General features: G+C 35.2%; 21 protein-coding genes. 3 read left to right on the plus strand and 18 right to left on the minus strand.

Translation table 11 applies throughout. The features are described 5' to 3' along the window. Nucleotides 1-1,071, plus strand: a 1,071-nt coding sequence (locus C1721_RS09310) for a site-specific integrase (protein ID WP_102408097.1), incomplete at its 5' end; no start/stop codon positions are given. Between the two features lie 8 nt (nucleotides 1,072-1,079). Here C1721_RS09310 and C1721_RS09315 read toward each other — a convergent pair. The 6 genes from C1721_RS09315 to C1721_RS09340 all read right to left on the minus strand — a co-directional run bounded on the left by C1721_RS09315 (nucleotide 1,080) and on the right by C1721_RS09340 (nucleotide 4,030). Further along, nucleotides 1,080-1,928, minus strand: coding sequence for a reverse transcriptase family protein (locus C1721_RS09315; protein WP_102408098.1), 849 nt, complete (start codon nucleotides 1,926-1,928; stop codon nucleotides 1,080-1,082). Between the two features lie 23 nt (nucleotides 1,929-1,951). Next, complete coding sequence (locus tag C1721_RS09320; RefSeq protein ID WP_102408099.1) at nucleotides 1,952-2,182, minus strand: hypothetical protein; 231 nt, start codon at nucleotides 2,180-2,182, stop codon at nucleotides 1,952-1,954. Nucleotides 2,183-2,774: 592 nt separating this feature from the next. Then, nucleotides 2,775-3,068: a helix-turn-helix domain-containing protein gene (locus C1721_RS09325; RefSeq protein ID WP_102408100.1), complete on the minus strand. Its 294-nt coding sequence runs from the start codon at nucleotides 3,066-3,068 to the stop codon at nucleotides 2,775-2,777. Between the two features lie 59 nt (nucleotides 3,069-3,127). Next, nucleotides 3,128-3,430 carry a DUF3876 domain-containing protein gene (locus C1721_RS09330; RefSeq protein WP_102408101.1) on the minus strand — a complete coding sequence of 101 codons (303 nt, stop codon included), beginning with the start codon at nucleotides 3,428-3,430 and terminating at the stop codon, nucleotides 3,128-3,130. A 10-nt stretch (nucleotides 3,431-3,440) separates the two neighbouring features. Beyond that, nucleotides 3,441-3,746: a helix-turn-helix domain-containing protein gene (locus tag C1721_RS09335; RefSeq protein ID WP_102408102.1), complete on the minus strand. Its 306-nt coding sequence runs from the start codon at nucleotides 3,744-3,746 to the stop codon at nucleotides 3,441-3,443. Then, nucleotides 3,743-4,030, minus strand: a complete 288-nt coding sequence (locus tag C1721_RS09340) for a DUF3408 domain-containing protein (RefSeq protein WP_102408103.1) — start codon at nucleotides 4,028-4,030, stop codon at nucleotides 3,743-3,745. The genes C1721_RS09335 and C1721_RS09340 overlap by 4 nt, the downstream gene beginning before the upstream one ends. Before the next feature lie 489 nt (nucleotides 4,031-4,519). On the opposite strand from C1721_RS09340, the gene mobA reads away from it, so the two are divergent. Next, nucleotides 4,520-4,969 carry a conjugal transfer protein MobA gene (mobA, locus tag C1721_RS09345; RefSeq protein ID WP_102409377.1) on the plus strand — a complete coding sequence of 150 codons (450 nt, stop codon included), beginning with the start codon at nucleotides 4,520-4,522 and terminating at the stop codon, nucleotides 4,967-4,969. Nucleotides 4,970-5,035: 66 nt separating this feature from the next. Here the strand turns inward: mobA and C1721_RS09350 are convergent, their stop codons facing one another. From C1721_RS09350 to C1721_RS09405, 12 genes are all read right to left on the minus strand, one after another. Continuing rightward, nucleotides 5,036-5,359 (minus strand): helix-turn-helix domain-containing protein, encoded by a 324-nt coding sequence (locus C1721_RS09350; RefSeq protein ID WP_102409379.1) that lies wholly within the window; start codon nucleotides 5,357-5,359, stop codon nucleotides 5,036-5,038. Between the two features lie 130 nt (nucleotides 5,360-5,489). Then, complete coding sequence (locus C1721_RS09355) at nucleotides 5,490-5,909, minus strand: RteC domain-containing protein (protein WP_164088330.1); 420 nt, start codon at nucleotides 5,907-5,909, stop codon at nucleotides 5,490-5,492. Beyond that, nucleotides 5,863-6,102 (minus strand): hypothetical protein, encoded by a 240-nt coding sequence (locus C1721_RS09360; protein WP_010992862.1) that lies wholly within the window; start codon nucleotides 6,100-6,102, stop codon nucleotides 5,863-5,865. The genes C1721_RS09355 and C1721_RS09360 overlap by 47 nt, the downstream gene beginning before the upstream one ends. A gap of 57 nt (nucleotides 6,103-6,159) precedes the next feature. Further along, nucleotides 6,160-7,161 (minus strand): aldo/keto reductase, encoded by a 1,002-nt coding sequence (locus tag C1721_RS09365; protein WP_102408104.1) that lies wholly within the window; start codon nucleotides 7,159-7,161, stop codon nucleotides 6,160-6,162. Nucleotides 7,162-7,229: 68 nt separating this feature from the next. Continuing rightward, on the minus strand, nucleotides 7,230-8,147 hold the full coding sequence (locus C1721_RS09370; RefSeq protein ID WP_041926219.1) for a helix-turn-helix domain-containing protein: 918 nt from the start codon (nucleotides 8,145-8,147) through the stop codon (nucleotides 7,230-7,232). A gap of 19 nt (nucleotides 8,148-8,166) precedes the next feature. Further along, entirely contained in the window at nucleotides 8,167-9,252 is a 1,086-nt protein-coding gene (locus C1721_RS09375; protein ID WP_102408105.1) for a hypothetical protein, read from the minus strand. A gap of 377 nt (nucleotides 9,253-9,629) precedes the next feature. After that, entirely contained in the window at nucleotides 9,630-10,472 is an 843-nt protein-coding gene (locus C1721_RS09380) for a glycerophosphodiester phosphodiesterase (protein ID WP_102408106.1), read from the minus strand. 25 nt (nucleotides 10,473-10,497) lie between these two features. Next, nucleotides 10,498-11,967 carry a RagB/SusD family nutrient uptake outer membrane protein gene (locus C1721_RS09385; protein WP_102408107.1) on the minus strand — a complete coding sequence of 490 codons (1,470 nt, stop codon included), beginning with the start codon at nucleotides 11,965-11,967 and terminating at the stop codon, nucleotides 10,498-10,500. A 20-nt stretch (nucleotides 11,968-11,987) separates the two neighbouring features. Beyond that, nucleotides 11,988-15,341, minus strand: coding sequence for a TonB-dependent receptor (locus C1721_RS09390; RefSeq protein WP_102408108.1), 3,354 nt, complete (start codon nucleotides 15,339-15,341; stop codon nucleotides 11,988-11,990). A 102-nt stretch (nucleotides 15,342-15,443) separates the two neighbouring features. Then, nucleotides 15,444-16,352, minus strand: coding sequence for a FecR family protein (locus C1721_RS09395; RefSeq protein WP_102408109.1), 909 nt, complete (start codon nucleotides 16,350-16,352; stop codon nucleotides 15,444-15,446). 75 nt (nucleotides 16,353-16,427) lie between these two features. Beyond that, on the minus strand, nucleotides 16,428-16,985 hold the full coding sequence (locus C1721_RS09400; RefSeq protein WP_159063566.1) for an RNA polymerase sigma-70 factor: 558 nt from the start codon (nucleotides 16,983-16,985) through the stop codon (nucleotides 16,428-16,430). A gap of 191 nt (nucleotides 16,986-17,176) precedes the next feature. Beyond that, the gene (locus C1721_RS09405) at nucleotides 17,177-18,631 is read right to left on the minus strand and encodes a PA14 domain-containing metallophosphoesterase (protein ID WP_102408111.1); all 1,455 of its coding nucleotides are present in this window, start codon (nucleotides 18,629-18,631) and stop codon (nucleotides 17,177-17,179) included. Between the two features lie 314 nt (nucleotides 18,632-18,945). On the opposite strand from C1721_RS09405, the gene C1721_RS09410 reads away from it, so the two are divergent. Then, nucleotides 18,946-20,592 (plus strand): diphosphate--fructose-6-phosphate 1-phosphotransferase, encoded by a 1,647-nt coding sequence (locus C1721_RS09410; protein WP_102408112.1) that lies wholly within the window; start codon nucleotides 18,946-18,948, stop codon nucleotides 20,590-20,592. Nucleotides 20,593-20,869: the final 277 nt, after the last annotated feature.

Raw genomic sequence — 20,869 nt, forward strand, 5'->3', positions numbered from 1 at the left:
TGGAATCAGAAAAAGGAATGTTCCAAAGGAAAAGACCGTGTAGCCACCGAACTAAACCACTATATCAATACGGTTCGTGCCAAAGTATTGCAGATACACCGTAAACTGGAAATAGACAACAAATCGATAACAGCCGATATAATAAAGGATTGTTTCTACGGACGGGATAAGGTACAGCGCAGCTTGCTGGAAGTGTATGCAGAGCATAACGAAAAATGTCGTGCCCTGATTGGCAAAGAATATACGGAAAGCACAGTTACCAAGTTTGATACTTCCATAAACCGCCTGAAAGAATATATTCGCAGTAATTACCACCGTGATGATATAATGTTGGCAGAACTGGATGGACAGTTTATCCGTGACTTTGATTTTTGGCTGAAAACGGACAAGCATTGCCAAAATAACTCCGCATTGAAACATTTGAAGAACTTGAAAAAGGTTATCCGCATTGCTTTAGCTAACGATTGGATAAAGAAAGACCCGTTTTACGGCATCCACTTCAAGCAGGATGAAGTAAATGTAGAGTTTCTTTCACGTGAAGAACTGGATATTCTGATGAACAAAGAATTTACTATCAAACGATTGGAGCAGGTAAGAGATGTTTTTGTCTTTTGTTGTTTTACCGCGCTCGCTTTCGTGGATGTGCAGCAATTAAGCCGTGAACACCTGATAAAAGACAATAACGGTGCTTTGTGGATACGCAAGGCACGACAGAAAACTAATCAGATGTGTAATGTTCCCGTCTTATCTATTCCTCAAAGGATATTGAGAAAATATGAAGATAATGCAGAGTGCATAAAAAAAGGAGTACTTTTGCCTGTAATCAGTAATCAGCGCATGAATGCCTATCTAAAGGAAATCGCTGATTTATGCGGCATTACCAAACGCTTAACTACACATGTGGCACGCCATACTGCGGCTACCATCGTTTTCCTTGCCAATGATGTATCAATGGAAAATGTATCTAAGATTTTGGGACATTCCAATATAAGAATGACACAGCATTATGCAAAGGTTTTAGATAGCTCCATTATGCGTGATATGGTGAATGTGGAGAAGAATTTTAAATAGAAAAAGAATTATGCTTGCTTTATTCTTTGACGATACATAGTTAGTCCTTTTATCTTTAAGAATGCTTGTTCATTGTTTTGAACGTCCGCCCTGATTCGCTTTATTCTTTTATTATATGATTGTGGTATTTTAAGTTTATTGTTTTGACATATTACACCAGTAACTATTGGATTTTTTGTTTTATAAAAAGTTTTAGAATGACTAATTTTATATCCTGAAGTAGTTATAATAGATAATATTTCAGGGATTTTTTTATGGAAATCTATAGAAGAAGACATTGTTATATCATCAACAAATATTGAAAATTTAATATTATTCTCTTTTGCTAATGCCTGTATTCTATCGCCAACAGGCTTGAATACCAAATTAGCTATTAATGTTGATGTTGGAACACCTTGTGGAACTTGATAATTATGTGTAGTAAGTTTAGTTAAAGTTCTTGCAATTTCAGGGGTGCATCCTAATTTTAAAAACATATAAAACACCATTTTATGATTAATGGAAGGAAAAAATGATTTCAAGTCTGTAGTAAATACATATTTATTACCTTGATGATATTTAGCGTTAAGAATATTATCCTTCTTAGGAATACCTCCAAAAAAATAATTAGGAAGAGTTGTTTTTGAAAGTAAATAGTTATACAATCTTTTTTGTATAACTTTCAAATCTTTATTAGTGGAGTTAATTGTGCGTTTTTTTATTGTTCCATCAGAATTATATAAAGGTTCATTGGTGTCTTTATTTAATTTAGGCTTTTCCCATGTAGAGTAATATTTATCTATATTCTCTATAATGGAATCCAATTGTTGACGAGAAACTTTTAGTATATATAGCAAATGCTTTTCGGTTGTAATCATCCTACTAAAATGTATAAAAGAAATTAGAGAGCCGATAGAATATCAAAAACGGTTTTCAAAAAACTGTATATTTTTGAAATAACTGGAATTACCTTAAACAAACTTTTAAAAAGTAGATATAAGGTGCTTCCACATTTTTGAATAGACTTTAATAGTTGAGAAAACTCATCTATTTTTTTTGTCATTCTTCCTATCTTCGAAGAGCAATGGGAGGTTTTTATTTTTCCTCCTTTTGAAGGTATAACCTTTTTCATGATATATAATATTAAATGATTATATGGCAATATCGCCATGTCCTCAATCAATATTACTAATAACCAATAATACTATATACATTACCTTCTTTTGCTCTCTATTTTCATGTCCTAACAGACGTAGAGACGATTTACAAGTGGGGAATCCCTATATAGAATGCCAACAAACTATAAATGGATAAACCACTATCTCTGATGTTTATCATTAATATAGATGAACACAGATGCTCGTCCCATAAAACCATATTGGTGTGATAAATCACTTTAATTTTGTAGTACTATTGGTTAAATTGTACCTTCTTCTACATTCTTTCAAAGAACGAATACTTTGCAAAAGTATAGAATAAAATAGTATTACCAAAGAAAAATGCTATGTAATTTTCCCAAGCTGAATAAAACATTAACAAAGGTAAGCTCCGTATTCCGTCCGTTCAAGTCCAAGCCCTACGGGTTTAACTAAAAATCTCCACACCTGCGCTACGCTCCGGGTTGTATTTTTAGTTAAAGACTTGCACAGACGAAATACTACACTAATAAAGTTAATGTTCTTAGTCAGTTTCGGAAAAAAATGTGTGTTTTTAAGAATGGTAGGCTATTCCTGCCGTTCTTTATTATAATAGGTCTGCAAAAGCCTTTCTATATCACTTTGACGGTAGATTATTTTGCCTTTTATCTGAATGTAAGGGATAACGCCCGTATCTCTCCATTCTTGCAGCGTGCGGATGCTTACTTTCAGATATTTGGATGCTTCCCGGTTGCTTAGAAACTTTTCACCGTTCAAATGCTGTCTGTTTTTCTTTGCCAGTTGGCTGATACCGTCTAATATTTTATCCATAGACTGAAAGAAGTCCCTAATTATTTCACTGTTGCCGTTTATCAGTTCCATATTGTTATATCGTTCTATTGATTTATAATTCGTTTGAATGATTGACAGACATACATCTGTCAGTTACGCAGATACTCGCCATAGTAAAATATGGAAATACTATCTTTTACCGTATCATAGCCGATATAAAGCCGTTTAAAGGCTTCAACGATGAAGTAACGGTTATCTTCTTTCTGTATCTCGTAAACGGCTGGTTTCGCCTGTCCGTTATCAGATACATGGAGCATCGAAAGGAAATACTTTTTCTTGCTTTGGTATATCATCACCGTAGGATGAAGGTTTAAACTTTCCCAAATTCCGACAATGGCAGACAATTTGAATGACTGGTTTACTTCCGTATTATTTTCTTCTTTCTTTTCCATAGGACAATCTTTATTTATTGTTTGATTGATAATTCGTTATCTTGTTTTCCGTACATTCTACAATCAGTCTTTCAATATCGGCAGATTTATAGTATAGTTTGTTACCAATTTGGGAGTAGCCCAGTTTACCGCTATCCCGGTAGTTCTGCAAACTTCGGATGCTGATACCGAGCAGGGCACACACTTCACGACCTGACAGCCATTCATCCGGCTGGCGGGTATTCTCTTTGCAAATCCGTTCCACCTGACTGGCGAAGCCGGAAAACCGACCGCACACCTGTTTAAAAGTCTGTTCCTCAATAGTTATGATATTCATACGTTCTTCTCTTTTGGTTCGTTGAATATTCCTTTTTGCATTTCTTCCCGGTAGAGAGCCGAAAGAACATCATTGTGTGTATTCAAATGTTCTTCCAGTACGTTATCAATGAAATTTCCGATACTTACCTGTTTGCCTGTAATCACCCCTATAATCTGCATGATACGTTTCTGTATCTCTCCGCTTATGTACACGCTTTGACGGTTGCAGATTGTTCGCTTTTGGAGATACACCGCTTTGTAGTTCTCCTGTTTTTGCTGTAATGACTGTTTTACTTCTTCCATACTTTCAATTTTTAAAGGTTTATAAATAAGTTGATTGATTTCTGATACTGATTGAAAGAAAGCCAGCCAGTTTTATAGCTATATAATTTTATCTTTAAATAGCTTTCAATCATAGTTTAAAGCCATTTCCAAAGATTGTTCGGCTGTCTTATATATTGCTTTCATTCAATCAATTTCAGGCAAAGAAAGGGGTAAAAACAGACGCTTTAAAAAATAGGGTTACTTTGACCGTTTGTGTCGTTATTTGGCGTAGTGGGCTATATTTCAAAGACAATTTGCTGTCTGTAATTTTGTAAACGATAAACAGACAGAAGAAGAAGCCGAACCGCTTGCTTTGGCAATCCGACGAAAGGAGGATTTTTATGTTCATTAGAACATAGCAAGTTGTGTTTTGAGGTCCGCTATTCGCTTTTTGCACCTCAAAACCTTGCCACCTGATAAGGTGGTTTGGTTTACTCCGAAGTCGTAAACCTTGTAAAAATTATGATTATGGAACAGAAAAAGAAGTATCAACACAATGGAGGGCGCAAGCCTAAACTTGACCCACGAACACACCGCTATTCGTTCAATTTGGACGATGTAGAAAACGCCAAATTCCTGTCATTCTTTGATAGGTCAGGCTACACTATCAAAGCGCATTTTATTAAGAATTGCATTTTCGGTAAGTCATTTAAGGTTACGGTCAGGGATAAAAGTAAGGTTGATTATTACATTCAGCTAACACAGTTCTATTCACAATTCAGAAGTATAGGGCAGAATTATAATCAGGTAGTGAAAGAACTTCATTCCAATTTTTCAGAGAAGAAAGCACTTGCTTTACTTTACAGACTGGAACAATGTACTTTGGAATTGATAAAGACTAATGAAATGATAGTACTTTTAAGCAGACGGTTTGAACAGTCTTACCAAAGAGAGGGGACAATATCGGCAGAGGAATAAAAACGGCTTGCCAAAAAAGAAAAATCCCGAAGTTGCCACGTGTACAACTTCGGGATAGTTTCTTTCTTATTTGTCCGTTCCGTGTTCTTTTTCAAACTTTCGGAGCGTACCTACATCAAACCTTTCCTTTATGAACTCTCGCACATCAGAAGCCCGATAATAGGCTTTTCCGCTAATCATCATAAAGGATAGTATTTTTTTGCTTCGTAATCTCTGCAATGTTCGGGTACTTACTTTGAACAACAGGCATAAGTCCTGATTATCCAAAAGTTTATCGCCCGGCATTACTTCGGGATTGGTTTGCAAACTCTTCACGTCTTTTCCTACTTCTTCCAGTTTATCAAGTAGTTTTTGCATCCAGTCTTTGAACTCGTAATTATCTACATACATATTTGCTTCATTTTTCAAGTTATACATAAATGATTACCAATCGATTGATGAAGCAAAGTTCTGAAAATGGAAGCAAAGAAATTACAGGGTAGTATATGCTACCTCGTATAAATTTATGCTAAACACCTGATTATCTATACCCTTTATTTTCGTGTTCTTTGCGGATAAGGTTTGCCAGTTCATTAAGGAACTCTGTTAGTTTGGCTGGCTTTCGCTTGATGACATCCATGTACTTTTGATGATAATCACCTAATTTAATGTTAAAGAGCCATTCAAAGGCTTTTCCTAAGTCCGTCAGGTGAACAGGTTTTTCATTTTGATATATTATACGTTTTGACAGGAATAAGCCGCTGACTATTTCCATGATGTTGATAAGGCTTGTTTTGTCTGCTAAATGGAGAGGGGAAAGGGATAGTTTATTTGCGTGTTGCTCGAATTGTTCGGGGTATTTGATATGCAAATTCACTATGCGTACTTCTGTTTTGATTAGTTCTATTGCTTCATCAATCAAATGCAAATAGGGTATTTTTTTCTTGCTCAAACCGCACACGATACGATTTAAGCCGATGTAAGCCGAAAGAAAAATAACGTAATAAAACGCTGTAATCCTGTTCGTTGATACTAAAATCGGCTAAATGGGTAGCCAGTTCTTCAATAGCTTCTGTAAATTCGGATGCAGAAACTTTACGCTGTGAGTATTCCGATAATAATCGGAAGAATCTCTGTTCCAACAAATTATTCATTATGGGAATTATAGAAAGAAGTCCTACCAACGTGGTAGAACTTCCTTTTTTAATAAGTTATTTATTTACAAACTGAAAATCATATTCATTATATCTGTTACCAATATTAGGATATTTTTTTAAAAGCAGTTGTATATTAGAAACATCTTCCGTTGATAGATTTACATCTACCGCTTTTGCATTTTCTTCTAAATACTTAATCCGTTTAGTTCCCGGAATAGGAATTATATTTTCACTTTGTGCCAATATCCAAGCTAAGGCAAGTTGGGCTGGGGTTATTCCTTTGCTTTCTGCTATTTCTGCAATTTCAATAGCCAGTTTTTGATTATTTTCCCAATATTTACCGTTATAACGTGGCAAATGCTTGCGGAAATCATGTTCTTCCAACGCATTTACGTTGATAGTATTTGTTACTAAACCTCTGCCTAACGGTGAAAATGGAACTAAAGTTACACCTAATTCTTTTGTTAATGGCAGAATCTCTTTTTCGACATCATGTGTTAATAAAGAATATTCACTTTCAACCGCAGATATAGGATGAACATTACAAGCTCTTTTCAGTGATTCGGAAGAACATTCGCTTAGTCCCAAATAGCGTACTTTACCCTCTTTTACTAACTCTGCCATAGCTTCAACTGTTTCTTCGATTGGTATTGTGGGGTCAATCCGATGCGCATAATACAAGTCTATAGTTTCGATATTTAATCTTTTCAGGCTGTTCTCTACAGCTTGTTTTACATATCTTGGAGAAGCATCCACATAACTATCACCACCAACGAACACGCTACCTTGACTATTGCGTAAGCGAAAACCAAATTTTGTTGCAATGAAAATCTGATTTCTTTTTTCTGCTAATACTTTGGATAGCAATTCTTCATTAGCACCATTTCCATACACATCCGCAGTATCCCAAAAATTAATGCCAAGTTCTAAAGCATGATGCAATGTCTTAATGCTTTCTTTTTCGTCGGCTACTCCATACGCAGCACTCATTCCCATACAACCCAATCCGATAGCGGATAGGTTTACTTCTGTTTTGCCTAATTTTCTGTACTTCATTATTTATATTTTTTAGTCGGTACAAAATTAGGTAATGGAAATATGGCTGGTTAACACTATTCAAAGCATCATTTGCACAAATCAAATAATTGTTGTTCTCTAATTTCGCTTGGCGATTTTCCTGTGTGCTTACGATAGAATTTACTGAAATAGGCCATATTTTCAAATCCCAAGCTATAAGCAATTTCTGAAATAGAAAAATTACTATGTAATAAATACTGGGTACATTCTTTGATTATTCTTTCCGCAATCATTGTAGAGGTAGTTTTTCCAGTAGTATCTTTTACCACTTTATTTAAATGATTAACGTGTATAGACAAACGGTTTGCATAATCGGCAGGAGTGCGCAAACTTAATACTGAATGTGGATAATCAACAGGAAATTGTCTATCCAATAATTCTATAAATAATTCGGTAATACGTTGCGAAGCATTCGGATGTGATTCATATTTATTAGACTCCTGCATTTTTAAAGCTGTATGTATCAACAAATGAAGATAACAACGTAAAACATCATGTTTGTTTGCATAGTCTGACTGGTTTTCTTCCTGCATTTGTGTGTATATATCCATGACTTTGGCAACTTGTGCGTCATTCAAGAAGAAAACCTTATCTCCAGTAACTTTGAATAATGGTGTATTAGCCAAAGAGCCATTCTTTTCTTCTGACTGAACAAACTGCTCATTGAATATGCAGAACATACCTTTCTGTTCTTCACTAATTGATTCCCAAGCATAAGGGACTAAAGGATTAGAAAATAACATAGCAGGACGATTTACTAAAATCCATTTATCTGCATAATATAGTTTTCCCACACCAATAATCAATGTGACTTTATAAAAATCTCTATAACTGAATTGTACTGTCCCAAAATTACATTGTCGGGAAAGAACATTGAAATATGGGTTCTCCTTAGAGTAGGTTGTACCCAGTTGAGGGTCACAACGCTGGATTCTTTTATAGAACTGTGGAATACTTTCGGACATAATATTCAATATTGTATCGTTAGAGTCCTATAATATTTTTAATTTTTTGTATATTCTCAATGGTTAGATTATCATTATTACATTTAGGACATAATATTGCTTCTGTTTCAAAAAAGAATTCATAATCATCCCGTTTTAGAAAGTACTTATTTTTACAGATAGGACAGGTAAATCGTATTTTCTTATTGAATAATATGAAAATAGAATCTTTTTTTGTGCGAAGATAACTCTCTGTAAATAAGGAAAAACCTATTGTTCTTCTTAGCCTTTTTACAATGCTTAAGTTTTGATTATCGGTGTCTTTTAATATTGAGAATATCAACTTGTCAATAATATCTACTGCATATATAAGTATATATGGGACTACCCAATAATACTGTTTGTAATATAGAGCAAAATCTTCTTCTTGAGAAAAAACAAAATTAAAATTTTGTGGTTCTGTTCGATAATTCTTATCTTTAGTAACAATATGTAAAGCATGATTAGAAATCCCATTAATCCCATATTCGCATAATTTGTTATAACGTAAATCGTGAACAAAATCAGCGTCAAATAAAGGATTTGTTAGGCAATCTACTGCATTCTTAATAACATCCACTTTGTTTATATTTTTACTACTTGGGTCATACGTTTCCACAGTATCTGAATGAAAAAATCTATATATAAAATCAGAACGATTATATAGTAACTGTTCTAATATTAGTAATTCATCTGTAAAGGGTTTACGAATTAATGCATAGGCAACTGTTATTTTTCCTCTTTTTGCACAATATAAAGATTCAAAAACAAAATTGATAAAATCCGACGTTATAGAAAGTATTATATGTTTAGTCAAGATTAATTCTAAATCTTTGTTTTTATTATTCCATGTAAGCCAGTCGATTGCATGAATTTTATTCTTATTCAGTTCGTCCATTCCAGTCTCGCTTCCATCTAAAATTGACTCTGTATGATATAAGTCCTGATAATTTTTTTCTTTATATATTTCCGTTAATTGGTCATATATTACAGCACAAATATCTTGAATTCTATGATAGCATTTAGGCAAGAAAATTTGCTCGTTGGGAGTAATTGCTAATACTGGGGCTGTTTTTTCAGGTTTCATAGGCTATAGATGTTTATAGACAAAGATACAAATAATGAAATGGCATACAATATTCATCTAAAACTATTTTTCTGAAAATAATGATGTCTTTGCATTTTTGTTGTATCTTTGCCCTAACTCAAACAACCACCGCAACACCAAGCAATCTAAAGAATTGCACACGTGGGGTTATTAGTGGGAGAAAGAATTAAGAGCTTGCTAAGATATTGAGTACTTGAAGAATAAAACTAAGGTTCATCTTCCGTACGCACCGCAAAAGCAAATAGCAGATTAAAGCAAAGCTCTGAAGTTCAAAGATTTCAGGGCTTTTTTATTTTATTGAAGTAAATGAAAAGAATAGAGGCTGTCTCTTGAAAAACAGCCTCTGATTTTTTAGTCTATCTGAAAAAGATGTCGTAGTCGGAATCTATTTGATAATTGACAACACCCCATTCTATTAACCATTTGATATTTCGTCCGGCATTTGGAAGATTATCAGGTTCTACGTTTCCTCTGAAAGGTAAATTAGCACAACACATTATCTTGATACCGTTATCTTGTGCCCATTTAATAGTTCTCCCGTTAATCTCATCAACTCCGGCAAAAAGGAAATAATAGTCTTTTGTCTTTTCTCCATATTCTTTGAAGAAGTCATTGGTTTCACGCATAAGCATGGTGATAAGCGGCCCTTTTCCTCTGAAATATTCGCCATGTCCGATAAAATAAGATGAATTAAGGAAGCCGGTGTCTTTTAATATTCGTTCTAGCTCCTGGTAGAACTCCAATGATGGTTTATCTAATTTAATGTCAATCATTAGTTCTTTGAGCTTTCCTTTAGCATGGTTGCAATACTCTTCCATGGAAACGGGAGCTTTTATTCCTTCTTTTAATGGACGAAGTGCCTGAATTTCTTCCCATGTCATATCTGCACCTCTTCCTTTTGAATCATAATCGCGTTCGAATGATCGGTTATGGTAAAGAAATAATTTCCCATCTTTACTTTGGCGTACGTCAATCTCGGCTCCAACATATCCTCTTTCAATCGCTTCATCTAGAGCAGCAATGCTGTTCTCTAAGTTTTTCCCTCTATCCACAACTCCTCCTCTATGGGCGATCAAATAAAACTGGGGTTGAATATGTACATTTTCCTTTGGAGCCTCATTGGCATCAATAGGATGAGAGGCCTGAACGTATCCGAAGTTCAGAATACAACTTAATGCTATTAAACAAAAGTTTTTCATGACGTTTATGAATTATATATGTTAGTTAATTAATTAAATAATTACTGTTTTGAACCAGTATACCACTACTTTTGTCTATTTCCTCTTGAGGCAATGGGAAAAAATAATGTTTAGGTCGGATAAACTTCTTGCGTCCCACATCGGTTACATGTGAAGATACCGGATCTCCATAAAGCTTGGGTAGATCTACCCAGTTTATTTTATCCCATCTGACCAAATCAAAATGCCTTCTGTTCTCACCTGCTAATTCCAATCGACGTTCTTTCATTAGCTCCTCTTTTCCCGCATTTTGCAATGGGGGCAAACCTACACGTGCACGGACTGCATTTATTTCCACATCACCAGCACCGGGACCGGATTGTCGTATCTTTGCTTCTGCTACTAGTAAATAAACATCTGCACTTCTCATTAAAGGTATTAACAGATCAAAATTTAGTCTACCGTCGGCAGTAAAGGTAGTATATTTATTGAAATGGTAACCTGTTTCAGATTTATCAGCTTCATAATCTATCAAATTATTTCCTACTTGTATTTTATCTCCTTCTGCCCACATGGTCATTTCTCTTCTGGGGTCATTTCCAAATGCCTGATAGAGTCCGGGGAGCGGATGAAAGAAATTCCAACCTCCCAGATTTCGAGGTGAAAAATAATAAATGGTAGATGTATTACGCCAAGTACTGGAGGACGCTACATACAGTAGCATTTCCGAAGTGGCTGTTGTTGTTTGCCTAAAATTGCTTTGATAATCTGCGGCTAATTTGTACAAGTCATTATTGATCACTTTTGCCCCAGCTTCGATTGCATTAGTTAATTTGCCTTCTTTTCCTTCGTAGGAAGCCCAATGCATATACAATTGGGTTAAGTAAGCGTAGGCAGTACCTTTGGTTATTCGACCCGCAGTGGATGTGTTATCTAAGTTCTCCGCAGCCAGGAGTAAATCATGTTCAATCTGAGACAATACCTCTTCCACTGTGGCTTTCGGTTTGTTATAGTTCGTGTTACGCACATCGTCTTCTAATATAAGGGGTATTTCCCCATAAGGTAAATATAACCACCAATAAGCAAAAGCTCTGAAAAAATAAGCCTCACCAATACTACGTTTTTTTATAGCATCAGTGATATTGGTCATCGAAGGAACATTTATTAAAAGGTTGTTTGCACGAGAAATCATTTCATATTTCCATTTCCAACCAGCTTTCAACATATTATTCCCGGCATCTAAAGTAAATGTTTCAAGAGCTTCATCCTCACTGTGATCTCCGGCACGGAACATATCATCAGAACATACATCCCATGTATAATCTCCGTGAGCTACAAAATCTTCTATAATAAGAATACCATATAATCCGGTAACAGCATCTACTACAGCTTCTTCATTTTTAAAGAAATTTTTTTCGGTATATATTCCCTTAATGTCAACAGATAAAAAATCATTACAGGAGATAAAAATCAATATACCGATTAATTCGATGATATATAATTTGTAATTTTTCATAATGTACTATTTTGATAGGGTTAAAAGTTCAAATTCAATCCAAAAGTAAACTTTCTGCTTTGGGGATATTGTGCATAATCCACACCCTTCTGTTTATTACCGTCGGTATATCCTATTTCAGGGGAATATCCCGAATAAGAAGTAATTGTGAATAAATTTTCTGCACTAACAAAGAGACGGAGATTATTGATAGATATCTTCTTTAACAGATTATTAGGAATAGTATATCCTAAAGTTATATTTTTCAGTTTAACAAAATCTCCACTTTCAATGAAGAGATCAGACGTTCGATGGTTCTGATTTGTCCTCAAAGTAGTCATCCTGGGTATAGAATTACTGGTACCTTCACCATGCCAACGGTTTAAAGTTTCGCTGTACATGTTGTATGAGAAACTGGGGTCAAGACCTTGCATTCTATCTGCATTATATAGGTCTGCACCAAAACTTCCAATGAAATTCATTGATAAATCGAATCCTTTATATCCGAATTGTGTTTGTAAGCCTAAAATAACATTTGGATTCGGATCTCCTATATAAGTTCGGTCTTTCTCGTCAATGATACCATCATTATTGATGTCAATAAAGCGGACATCTCCTGGGGAGATAGAACTTTTTCTCGGATCATTCTTTATATTAGGATCATTTTGAATTTCTGCGGCATTCTGGTAAAGTCCGTCAGTTTTCCATCCATAAAAAGATGCGATAGGTTTTCCTTCATAACTTCTGGATATTTCCTGCTCCTGACGTCCGTATGTGATAGACCCAATGTAATTGTTGTCACCATACAATTTCAAAATCTTATTTTTGACAAAAGAAGCATTAAAATTAATGTTGTAATTGAATCCTGATGACAGATTTTGACGGTATCCCAATTCAATTTCCCAACCTCTATTTCTCATTTCTCCAATATTACTATCTGGAATTGTGGCACGTCCGATTGTTCCTACAACCACAGTTGGTACAAGCATATCCACGGTCTTTTTATCAAACCATGTTATGGATGCTGTCAATTTCTGATCAAAAAAAGCACCGTCAATACCGATATTTGTCATTCCTGTTTTTTCCCAGGTAATATTCGTGTTTGCTAAACTGGTTATTCTGGCTCCTCCAACTTTATCCGTTCCAAAAGTATATTTATTTCCATAATCGATGTTTTTCTTCATTACGGTGAGGTATTGAAGATCGGCAACTTCCTGATTACCTAGTAATCCCCAACCACCAACTACTTTCAGGTTATCGATCCAGGAAATATTTTTCATGAAGTTTTCTTCAGATAGTCTCCATCCTAATGATACGGCTGGGAAATATCCCCAACGTTTACCTTCCGGAAATTTAGATGAACCGTCAGCACGGAAAGTTGCTGTTAGCAAATAACGGTTATTGTAAGAATAGAATACGCGGCCGAAATAGGAAGCTAGAGCTGTTTCAGTATAATAATTTCCATTGATAGAACCCATAGTTGAGCCATTATCGAAAACTAACTGGTTGTCATCTTCGTCTGCAAAAGTTTTCATAGTTGCACTATAATACTGACCTTTACTTTTCTGAGCAGAGAATCCGGCTGTTGCATTAATACTATGCATATTATTGATGTCTTTTTTATAAGCCAGATAGGCTTCTCCTAAAAAAGAATAACGTTCTTGATGTTCTTGAGTTAATTCGGCATCATTTCTTTTACGCATTTGTTCGCTTACCATCGGATAAAAAGTCTTCGTTGAATAAATACTACCGTCAAATGCAGCATTTCCTTTCAGATAAAGATCTTCAATGATTTTATAATCAAGCGTAATTGAAGTAAGCAAACCATGATTATTCCGTTGATGCCTTTCCGTTTCTAATTCGTATACAGGGTTATTAATGTCTCCCAATTCATTGTTTTCTACTGCTGAACCCCAAGTGCCATCTTCATTGAGGCATGGTATGGCAGGATTGAAGCGAAGAGCTTGCCATACGACCCCCGAATATACGGATTGAGTACTTGGATTATACCAGCGGCGATAAGTATATTGCAAACTCTGACCGATCCTTAATCTGCTGTTAATCTGATGATCTGAATTTAATCGTAAGGAAACACGTTCGAACTCCGAATTAATGATAATGCCATCTTCTTTGTAATAACCGATGCTTGACATATAATTAGACTTATCATTTCCTCCTGACATACGTAGGTCGACATTGGCTACCTTTCCTTGATTAAAAAGCTCATCTTGCCAATCTGTTCGTTGTGTTTCATAATAAGGATTATTCCAAAAAGAATTTACTGCAATTCCATCATTCAGGTAACGTTCTTTCTTTAGCATAACTAACTCAGGAGCAGTAAGTACATCTAATGTTTTGCTTATGTTTGAAATACCATAGAATGCATTCACGTCTATGTTTGTTTTAACATTTTTCTTTCCTCTTTTAGTTGTAATAATGACAACTCCATTAGCTGCTCTTGTACCGTAGATTGCTGATGATGAGGCATCTTTTAAGACTTCTATCGTCTCAATGTCATTAGGATTTACATCAGAAATCTTTCCTGAAGGAACTCCGTCAATAACAACAAGCGGATTGGAAGCACTCATGCTACCTGTACCACGAACACGAATAACCGGCTCAGCTCCGGGAGAACCTCCATCTGAAACAATATCTACACCCGCTGCTTTTCCTTGCAAAGCATTCGACAAATTGGCAACAGGTAAATCCTTTAAATTATCTCCTTTAATATTAGCAATAGAACCTGTGATATCTCTCTTCTGTTGTACACCGTATCCAACTACTACCACTTCATCCAGATTTTGGGTGTTTTCGCGTAAAACAATGGAAAGGGTACGTTGGTTTCCTACTTTTATTTCTGTAGATATATAACCTATATAAGATATAATCAGCACTGCATTATCAGGCACTAGTAAGGAAAACTTTCCATCAATATCAGTAATTGTTCCGATAGAACTATTACCCTTTATAGAGACGTTTGCCCCTATAATGGATTCTCCTGACTCATTAAGAATAGTTCCTTTAATTTCATGAGAATTCTGTTGAGAGACTGAAGCTTTTTCCTTATTCAATATGATATATTTATCATTTACGGAATAAATCAAATCAGTACCTTCTAGTATTTTATGCAAAATTGTTTGAACTGGCTCAGATTCAGCCTTTATAGATACAAGACGCTGATTATCTACTTCATAGTTGCTATAAATAAAAAGCAAGTTGGTTTGCCTTTCAATGAGATCAAATACATTCTTAAGAGTCGCATTATTAATATCCAATGTTACTTCTTCTTTTTTTAATAGTTCAGAAGACTGGGCTGCATTTATTTCCGGTAAAAAACAAATACATCCGATGCATAATAATGCAAGTTTACATAATGTGTTTCTAATGGTATTCATACATACTAGTTTTTAATTAATGGTTGTACACGTAATAACTATAGATTTTTTATTTGTGGCTTTTCAATTTATTCTAGATTCACTTATTCATAGGCATATGGTTTATTTGATGATTACTTGGTTTTTGATTATTTGGTATTTAAAATTTATAATATTAGACAATGCATTCAATATATCTTCTAAAGACTCATTTTGAATGAATTTTGCTGTTATATTATGTCTGGTGATATTTGTATTTGATTTATCATAACTGATCTGTACTCCATATTGGATTTCAATACGGCGTAAGACATCACTTATAGGGGTTTTGTCAAAAATTAATATTCCTTCTTTCCATGAAGTATATCTGGATGCATTTACTTCATTTACAATAAAACCATTTATCTGAGGATTATACACGGATTGGTGATTAGGTGACATTATAATAGATTGAGAATTAGGGGTGTCAAGTGTTGAAAGACGTACGGAGCCTTCCGTCAGAATAACCTGAACCGAATTATCCTGAGAATAAGCAGAAACTGAAAATTCTGTCCCGAGTGCTTCAATTTCTATCAGAGATGTCTTTACTCTAAAAGGTTTTTCTTTATTGGAGGCAACTTTAAAATACCCTTCTCCTATGAGATAAATAATACGATTTTTATCAATAAACTTTTTCGGTGCTATTAAGACGGAACCCGAATTTAAATAAACCCGTGTATCGTCTTCTAAGACAACTTCACGCCTTTCACCCATTGGAGCAACATATTCTGTGTATGATATAATTGACTCCTGAACAATAGTTCTATTATTAAAAGAAAGGTATGTGAAAAATGAGGCTAAGACTGGTAACAACAAAATACCAGCTATTTTCAAAATAGAATAGTTCTTTTGAGTAGCTTTCCTTTTTGCGGAAAACAATTCTTCATAAAGTGAAATCCTGGCTAATAATTGCTTTAAAGAATTTTCTACTTCTTTTTCCGATACATTCACTTGAAGATTGTTCCACAGATCTTTTAAATCCTGCTGTTCCATAAATTGTCATTTATAAGTAATACAATAAAGAGAATGGATACACGTAAATAAGAATCCAAAAAAGCATATGGTTCTTTAAAGGAAGAAAAACAGATAGTTTTTTTCTATGACTTTGCGTAGAAATTTCAAAGAAGAAGAGATGTGTTTTTCTACTGTTCGTTTGGATATGCCTAATTTTTTAGCAATTTCTGCATTCATAAGTCCTTCTTCTCTGCTTAGCCGAAATACTTTTTGTTGTTGGGAAGGCATATCATTAACAGCACCTTCTATTATAGCAAGTAAATCTTTGAAATAAAAATATTCTTCTACTTCTGTATGTGCCGTGTTAAAGACTTGGATAGTATGGTCTATATATCGTTGTTCAACTTCTTTCTTCTTAAAATAATTCAGAACAATATTTTTTGCAATAGTAAACATGTAGGAGTCAAAAGATAAATCTAAATTTAGGTTTTCACGGTTTATCCATAACCTCATAAAAACATCTTGCGTTATTTCTTCAGTCAATTGTTTATCTTTTAAAAATTGAAAGATAAAAGAAAATATTTTGGGATAATATAAACGGAATAATTGAGAAAAGGCGAGTTTATTACCTTTCTTTATTTGCTCAATTATATGACTTATATTATTCGGCATAGGATAAATAGTCAATATTTTATTGGAGTGTATTTGACAAATATTGCAAAAAATATTCATTAATATACAAATAACAACTGTTTAATTAATATCAAGCAATCTGTATCGTCTTTACAATGAAATATAGAAAGTCACACGGTATAAAGTTTTCTATACCGTGTTTTGACAAAGTCAATTGTTTCGGTTCATTCCTATTCTGGCAGAAACAGCATTTCTTCTGGAATAATTGTTTCATTCATATTCCGGCTTGCTATTCCTACTTCAAGTTCTTCTCCCATATAACTTTCAAAATAAAGTACTTTTAACTCATGAAAACCTGCTTCCAGAGCCACCTTTCCCGAAATATACCGGGCAGAATGCGATCCATCATTATCTACAATTACATTTCCGTCAATTAACAATTTGGACCCGTCATCCGAGTAAGTATAAAAACGATACACACCTCTTTCAGGTATTTTGATCCAGGTATGAAACTCATATCCGAAATGATCTTTTACAGCGGCTTCCTTTATGGTAAAGTTAGGGAATGATCCTCTTTTTACCTCTGTTTTAGAATCTAAATCGGTGGTAGATTTGTATTCCCCTTCGTAATAAATATAACGGACGCCTTGTTGGGGTTGCTTTATGTTTTTAGCGGCTAAATACTTCAGATTTTCCTCATCTAAAGAGGAAATACCGGAAGGATAATAATAAGAAAGCTCTTTTCCTTTTGCCGTACGTATCCATGTATCAAACTTTTGTTGGCCTTCATATAATTCAATAATTCTTCCCCCTCTTTCCAGTTTACCCCGTGCATCTGCCCCTGTAGTTCTTCCAAACCCTAATGCTATGCCATAATTAATTCCTATATAATCGTTATCGTGGTCATGTCCTGTAAAAACACCCATTATATCTCCCATATCAACCATTGAACTGAATAGGGCTGAATTTATATTGGGAGAGGATATTACTTCTTCGTTGTGACCAATTGTCGTATTCTGTCCTATAATGTTATGGTATTCCGGAATCGGAATATGAAAAAATGCCAGCGAAGGTAAAGGCTTATTTCCATTACTCTTGGTATATTGTTCGCTTTGCTTACGATACCATTCAATCTGATTATACTTGATCCGGTCATACTCTCCATATTTTCGGGTATTTTCCGGATAATCATGAGAGTCTAGGCAATAAAGCAGAGCTGCTAAATCAGACTTAGAGCCTTGTACTTCAATTACAAAATTTCCACATCCATGAATATCTTCAGGGCCTTTATTCCCTACAAAATAAGGAGATTGGTTAAGCCAATTATAAATAGTTTCTCTAGTGTACCCTTGTTCGGCGTCATGATTTCCCATAGTTACGGCAAAAGGAATCTCCTCTTCTTCAAAGATTTTAATAATCGCTTGCCATCCTTTTTCTGCCGGACGACTAGTGACAACATCTCCTGTGATAATAGCAAGATTAGGCTTTTCTGTTTGCAAAACATGTTTTATAGTGGCCGTTGTATGAGCACAATTTTGCGAATGAGGATTCCAATGCAAATCTGTAAATTGAACAATTTTGAATTTGCCATTCTCCTCAAATTTCAAAGGAATCTTTGTCTGGGCAGTTACCAAGCCGGCAAATAAACCTGATGCAATGATAACAAATGATAGTAGTTTTTTCATGATTTGATATGTGATTAATCTTAAAACAGATTTCTACTTATAGAATATACAAACTTAATGACCTGTTACACTTACCAAATTGATGGATATTTAGTGTTTATTCACACTTGTATTGAAAAAGTAGTGGAAATGTCTTAAAAGGTATCGGTGATATCACGAAGAAAAGGAAATTAAAGAAGAAGAGGAACAGATAAATGCCTGCGTATAAAGAGAAATTTGAATCGGTATTTGTGTGAAGGTTTGAAGAAAAAGAGCTATATTTGCACCGCTTTTGAAAACGAGATAGATAATTCCTAAATAAATCAGATTAAGAAATGACAAAGAGTGCATTACAAATCGCAAGAGCAGCTTACCAGCCAAAGGTACCTGCTGCATTGAAAGGTGCTGTTAAAGCCGTAGACGGCGAGTATACTCAATCAGTAGCCGATCAGGACGAAATCAAGAAATTGTTCCCTAACACTTACGGTATGCCTATCGTTACTTTCGAGAAAAGTAATGAAAAGAAGGCTATGCCTGCAATGAATGTAGGTGTTATTCTTTCTGGAGGCCAAGCTCCTGGAGGTCACAATGTGATCGCTGGTTTGTTCGATGGTATTAAGGCTCATAATACAGCTTCTCGCTTGTATGGATTTATTCTAGGCCCAGGCGGTTTGATAGATCACAAATATATGGAACTAACATCCGGTATTATTGACGAATACCGTAATACGGGTGGTTTCGATATGATCGGTTCCGGTCGTACAAAGCTGGAAACTAAAGAACAGTTTGATAAGGGACTTGAAATATTGAAGGAACTTGATATTAAGGCTTTGGTTATTATTGGCGGTGACGACTCAAATACAAATGCTTGTGTTTTAGCAGAATATTATAAAGCTATTAACGCCGGCGTACAGGTTATAGGTTGTCCGAAAACTATTGACGGTGACTTAAAGAATGCCCAGATTGAAACTTCTTTTGGTTTCGATACGGCTTGTAAAGTTTATTCAGAAGTTATCGGTAACATTCAGCGTGACTGTAACTCTGCCCAGAAGTACTGGCATTTCATTAAATTGATGGGACGTTCGGCATCTCATATCGCTTTGGAGTGTGCTTTGCAAACTCAGCCGAATATCTGTATTATATCAGAAGAAGTTGAAGCAAAAAATATGTCATTGGATGACATCGTTACATATATTGCAGGTATCGTTGCAAAGCGTGCCGATGAAGGCAATAACTTCGGTACTGTATTGATCCCCGAAGGTTTGATTGAATTTGTCCCTGCAATGAAACGTTTGATTGCTGAGTTAAATGACTTCTTGGCTAAAAATGACGCAGAGTTCAAGATGATTAAAAAGAGCGAACAACGTGCTTATATCATTAGCAAGTTAACGAAAGACAATGCTGACCTATACGCATCTCTTCCTGAAGGCGTTGCCCGTCAGTTATCTTTAGATCGTGACCCGCACGGAAATGTTCAGGTTTCTTTGATTGAAACAGAAAAGCTGCTTTCTGAAATGGTTGCTAAGAAATTGGCAGAATGGAAGGCTGCAGGTAAGTATGTAGGTAAGTTTGCTGCTCAACACCACTTCTTTGGTTATGAAGGACGTTGTGCTGCTCCGTCTAATTATGATGCAGATTATTGCTATTCATTAGGATACACTGCTTCTTGCCTGATAGCTTCTGGTAAAACTGGCTATATGTCATCCGTTCGCAATACTACTGCTCCTGCTGATAAATGGATTGCCGGCGGTATTCCTGTAACAATGATGATGAATATGGAGCGTCGTCATGGCGAAATGAAACCAGTTATCCAGAAAGCTTTAGTAAAGTTGGATGGCGCGCCATTTAAGAAATTTGCTGCAAACCGTGACGAGTGGGCTATGACTACAAGTTATGTTTATCCGGGTCCTATCCAGTATTTCGGTCCTACCGAAGTATGCGATGAACCTACTAAGACTTTGCAGTTGGAACAGGCTAAATAAGAACCTTTAAATACTGTTTATATTGTCGGAGAGCAACAAGGATACCCTTGTTGCTCTCTTTTTTTGTAGTGTTGTCTTGACGTTAAACAGCATGTTTATTAATAAAAAAGTTACCATCATCTAGCAAAAAATATCCGCACTTTTATTCTTTTGACCTGGCTCAAAATTGATTTTGCCCTAGCTCAAAATTAATTTCGAGCCAGGTCGTAATTGATTTCGACCTAGGTCAAAAGAATAAAGACTCAGGACTTTTTCCATAAATGGTGCTATGGTGAAG

Origin of the sequence: Parabacteroides bouchesdurhonensis (genome assembly GCF_900186615.1) — a bacterium.
Classification (GTDB): Bacteria; Bacteroidota; Bacteroidia; order Bacteroidales; family Tannerellaceae; genus Parabacteroides; species Parabacteroides bouchesdurhonensis.

Coding starts and splice junctions, on each gene's coding strand:
- C1721_RS09315 (WP_102408098.1), bottom strand. CDS start 1,928: ATGATTACAACCGAAAAGCATTTGCTATATATACTAAAAGTTTCTCGT.
- C1721_RS09320 (WP_102408099.1), bottom strand. CDS start 2,182: ATGAAAAAGGTTATACCTTCAAAAGGAGGAAAAATAAAAACCTCCCAT.
- C1721_RS09325 (WP_102408100.1), bottom strand. CDS start 3,068: ATGGAACTGATAAACGGCAACAGTGAAATAATTAGGGACTTCTTTCAG.
- C1721_RS09330 (WP_102408101.1), bottom strand. CDS start 3,430: ATGGAAAAGAAAGAAGAAAATAATACGGAAGTAAACCAGTCATTCAAA.
- C1721_RS09335 (WP_102408102.1), bottom strand. CDS start 3,746: ATGAATATCATAACTATTGAGGAACAGACTTTTAAACAGGTGTGCGGT.
- C1721_RS09340 (WP_102408103.1), bottom strand. CDS start 4,030: ATGGAAGAAGTAAAACAGTCATTACAGCAAAAACAGGAGAACTACAAA.
- mobA (WP_102409377.1), top strand. CDS start 4,520: ATGGAACAGAAAAAGAAGTATCAACACAATGGAGGGCGCAAGCCTAAA.
- C1721_RS09350 (WP_102409379.1), bottom strand. CDS start 5,359: ATGTATGTAGATAATTACGAGTTCAAAGACTGGATGCAAAAACTACTT.
- C1721_RS09360 (WP_010992862.1), bottom strand. CDS start 6,102: ATGAATAATTTGTTGGAACAGAGATTCTTCCGATTATTATCGGAATAC.
- C1721_RS09365 (WP_102408104.1), bottom strand. CDS start 7,161: ATGAAGTACAGAAAATTAGGCAAAACAGAAGTAAACCTATCCGCTATC.
- C1721_RS09370 (WP_041926219.1), bottom strand. CDS start 8,147: ATGTCCGAAAGTATTCCACAGTTCTATAAAAGAATCCAGCGTTGTGAC.
- C1721_RS09375 (WP_102408105.1), bottom strand. CDS start 9,252: ATGAAACCTGAAAAAACAGCCCCAGTATTAGCAATTACTCCCAACGAG.
- C1721_RS09380 (WP_102408106.1), bottom strand. CDS start 10,472: ATGAAAAACTTTTGTTTAATAGCATTAAGTTGTATTCTGAACTTCGGA.
- C1721_RS09385 (WP_102408107.1), bottom strand. CDS start 11,967: ATGAAAAATTACAAATTATATATCATCGAATTAATCGGTATATTGATT.
- C1721_RS09390 (WP_102408108.1), bottom strand. CDS start 15,341: ATGAATACCATTAGAAACACATTATGTAAACTTGCATTATTATGCATC.
- C1721_RS09395 (WP_102408109.1), bottom strand. CDS start 16,352: ATGGAACAGCAGGATTTAAAAGATCTGTGGAACAATCTTCAAGTGAAT.
- C1721_RS09400 (WP_159063566.1), bottom strand. CDS start 16,985: ATGCCGAATAATATAAGTCATATAATTGAGCAAATAAAGAAAGGTAAT.
- C1721_RS09405 (WP_102408111.1), bottom strand. CDS start 18,631: ATGAAAAAACTACTATCATTTGTTATCATTGCATCAGGTTTATTTGCC.
- C1721_RS09410 (WP_102408112.1), top strand. CDS start 18,946: ATGACAAAGAGTGCATTACAAATCGCAAGAGCAGCTTACCAGCCAAAG.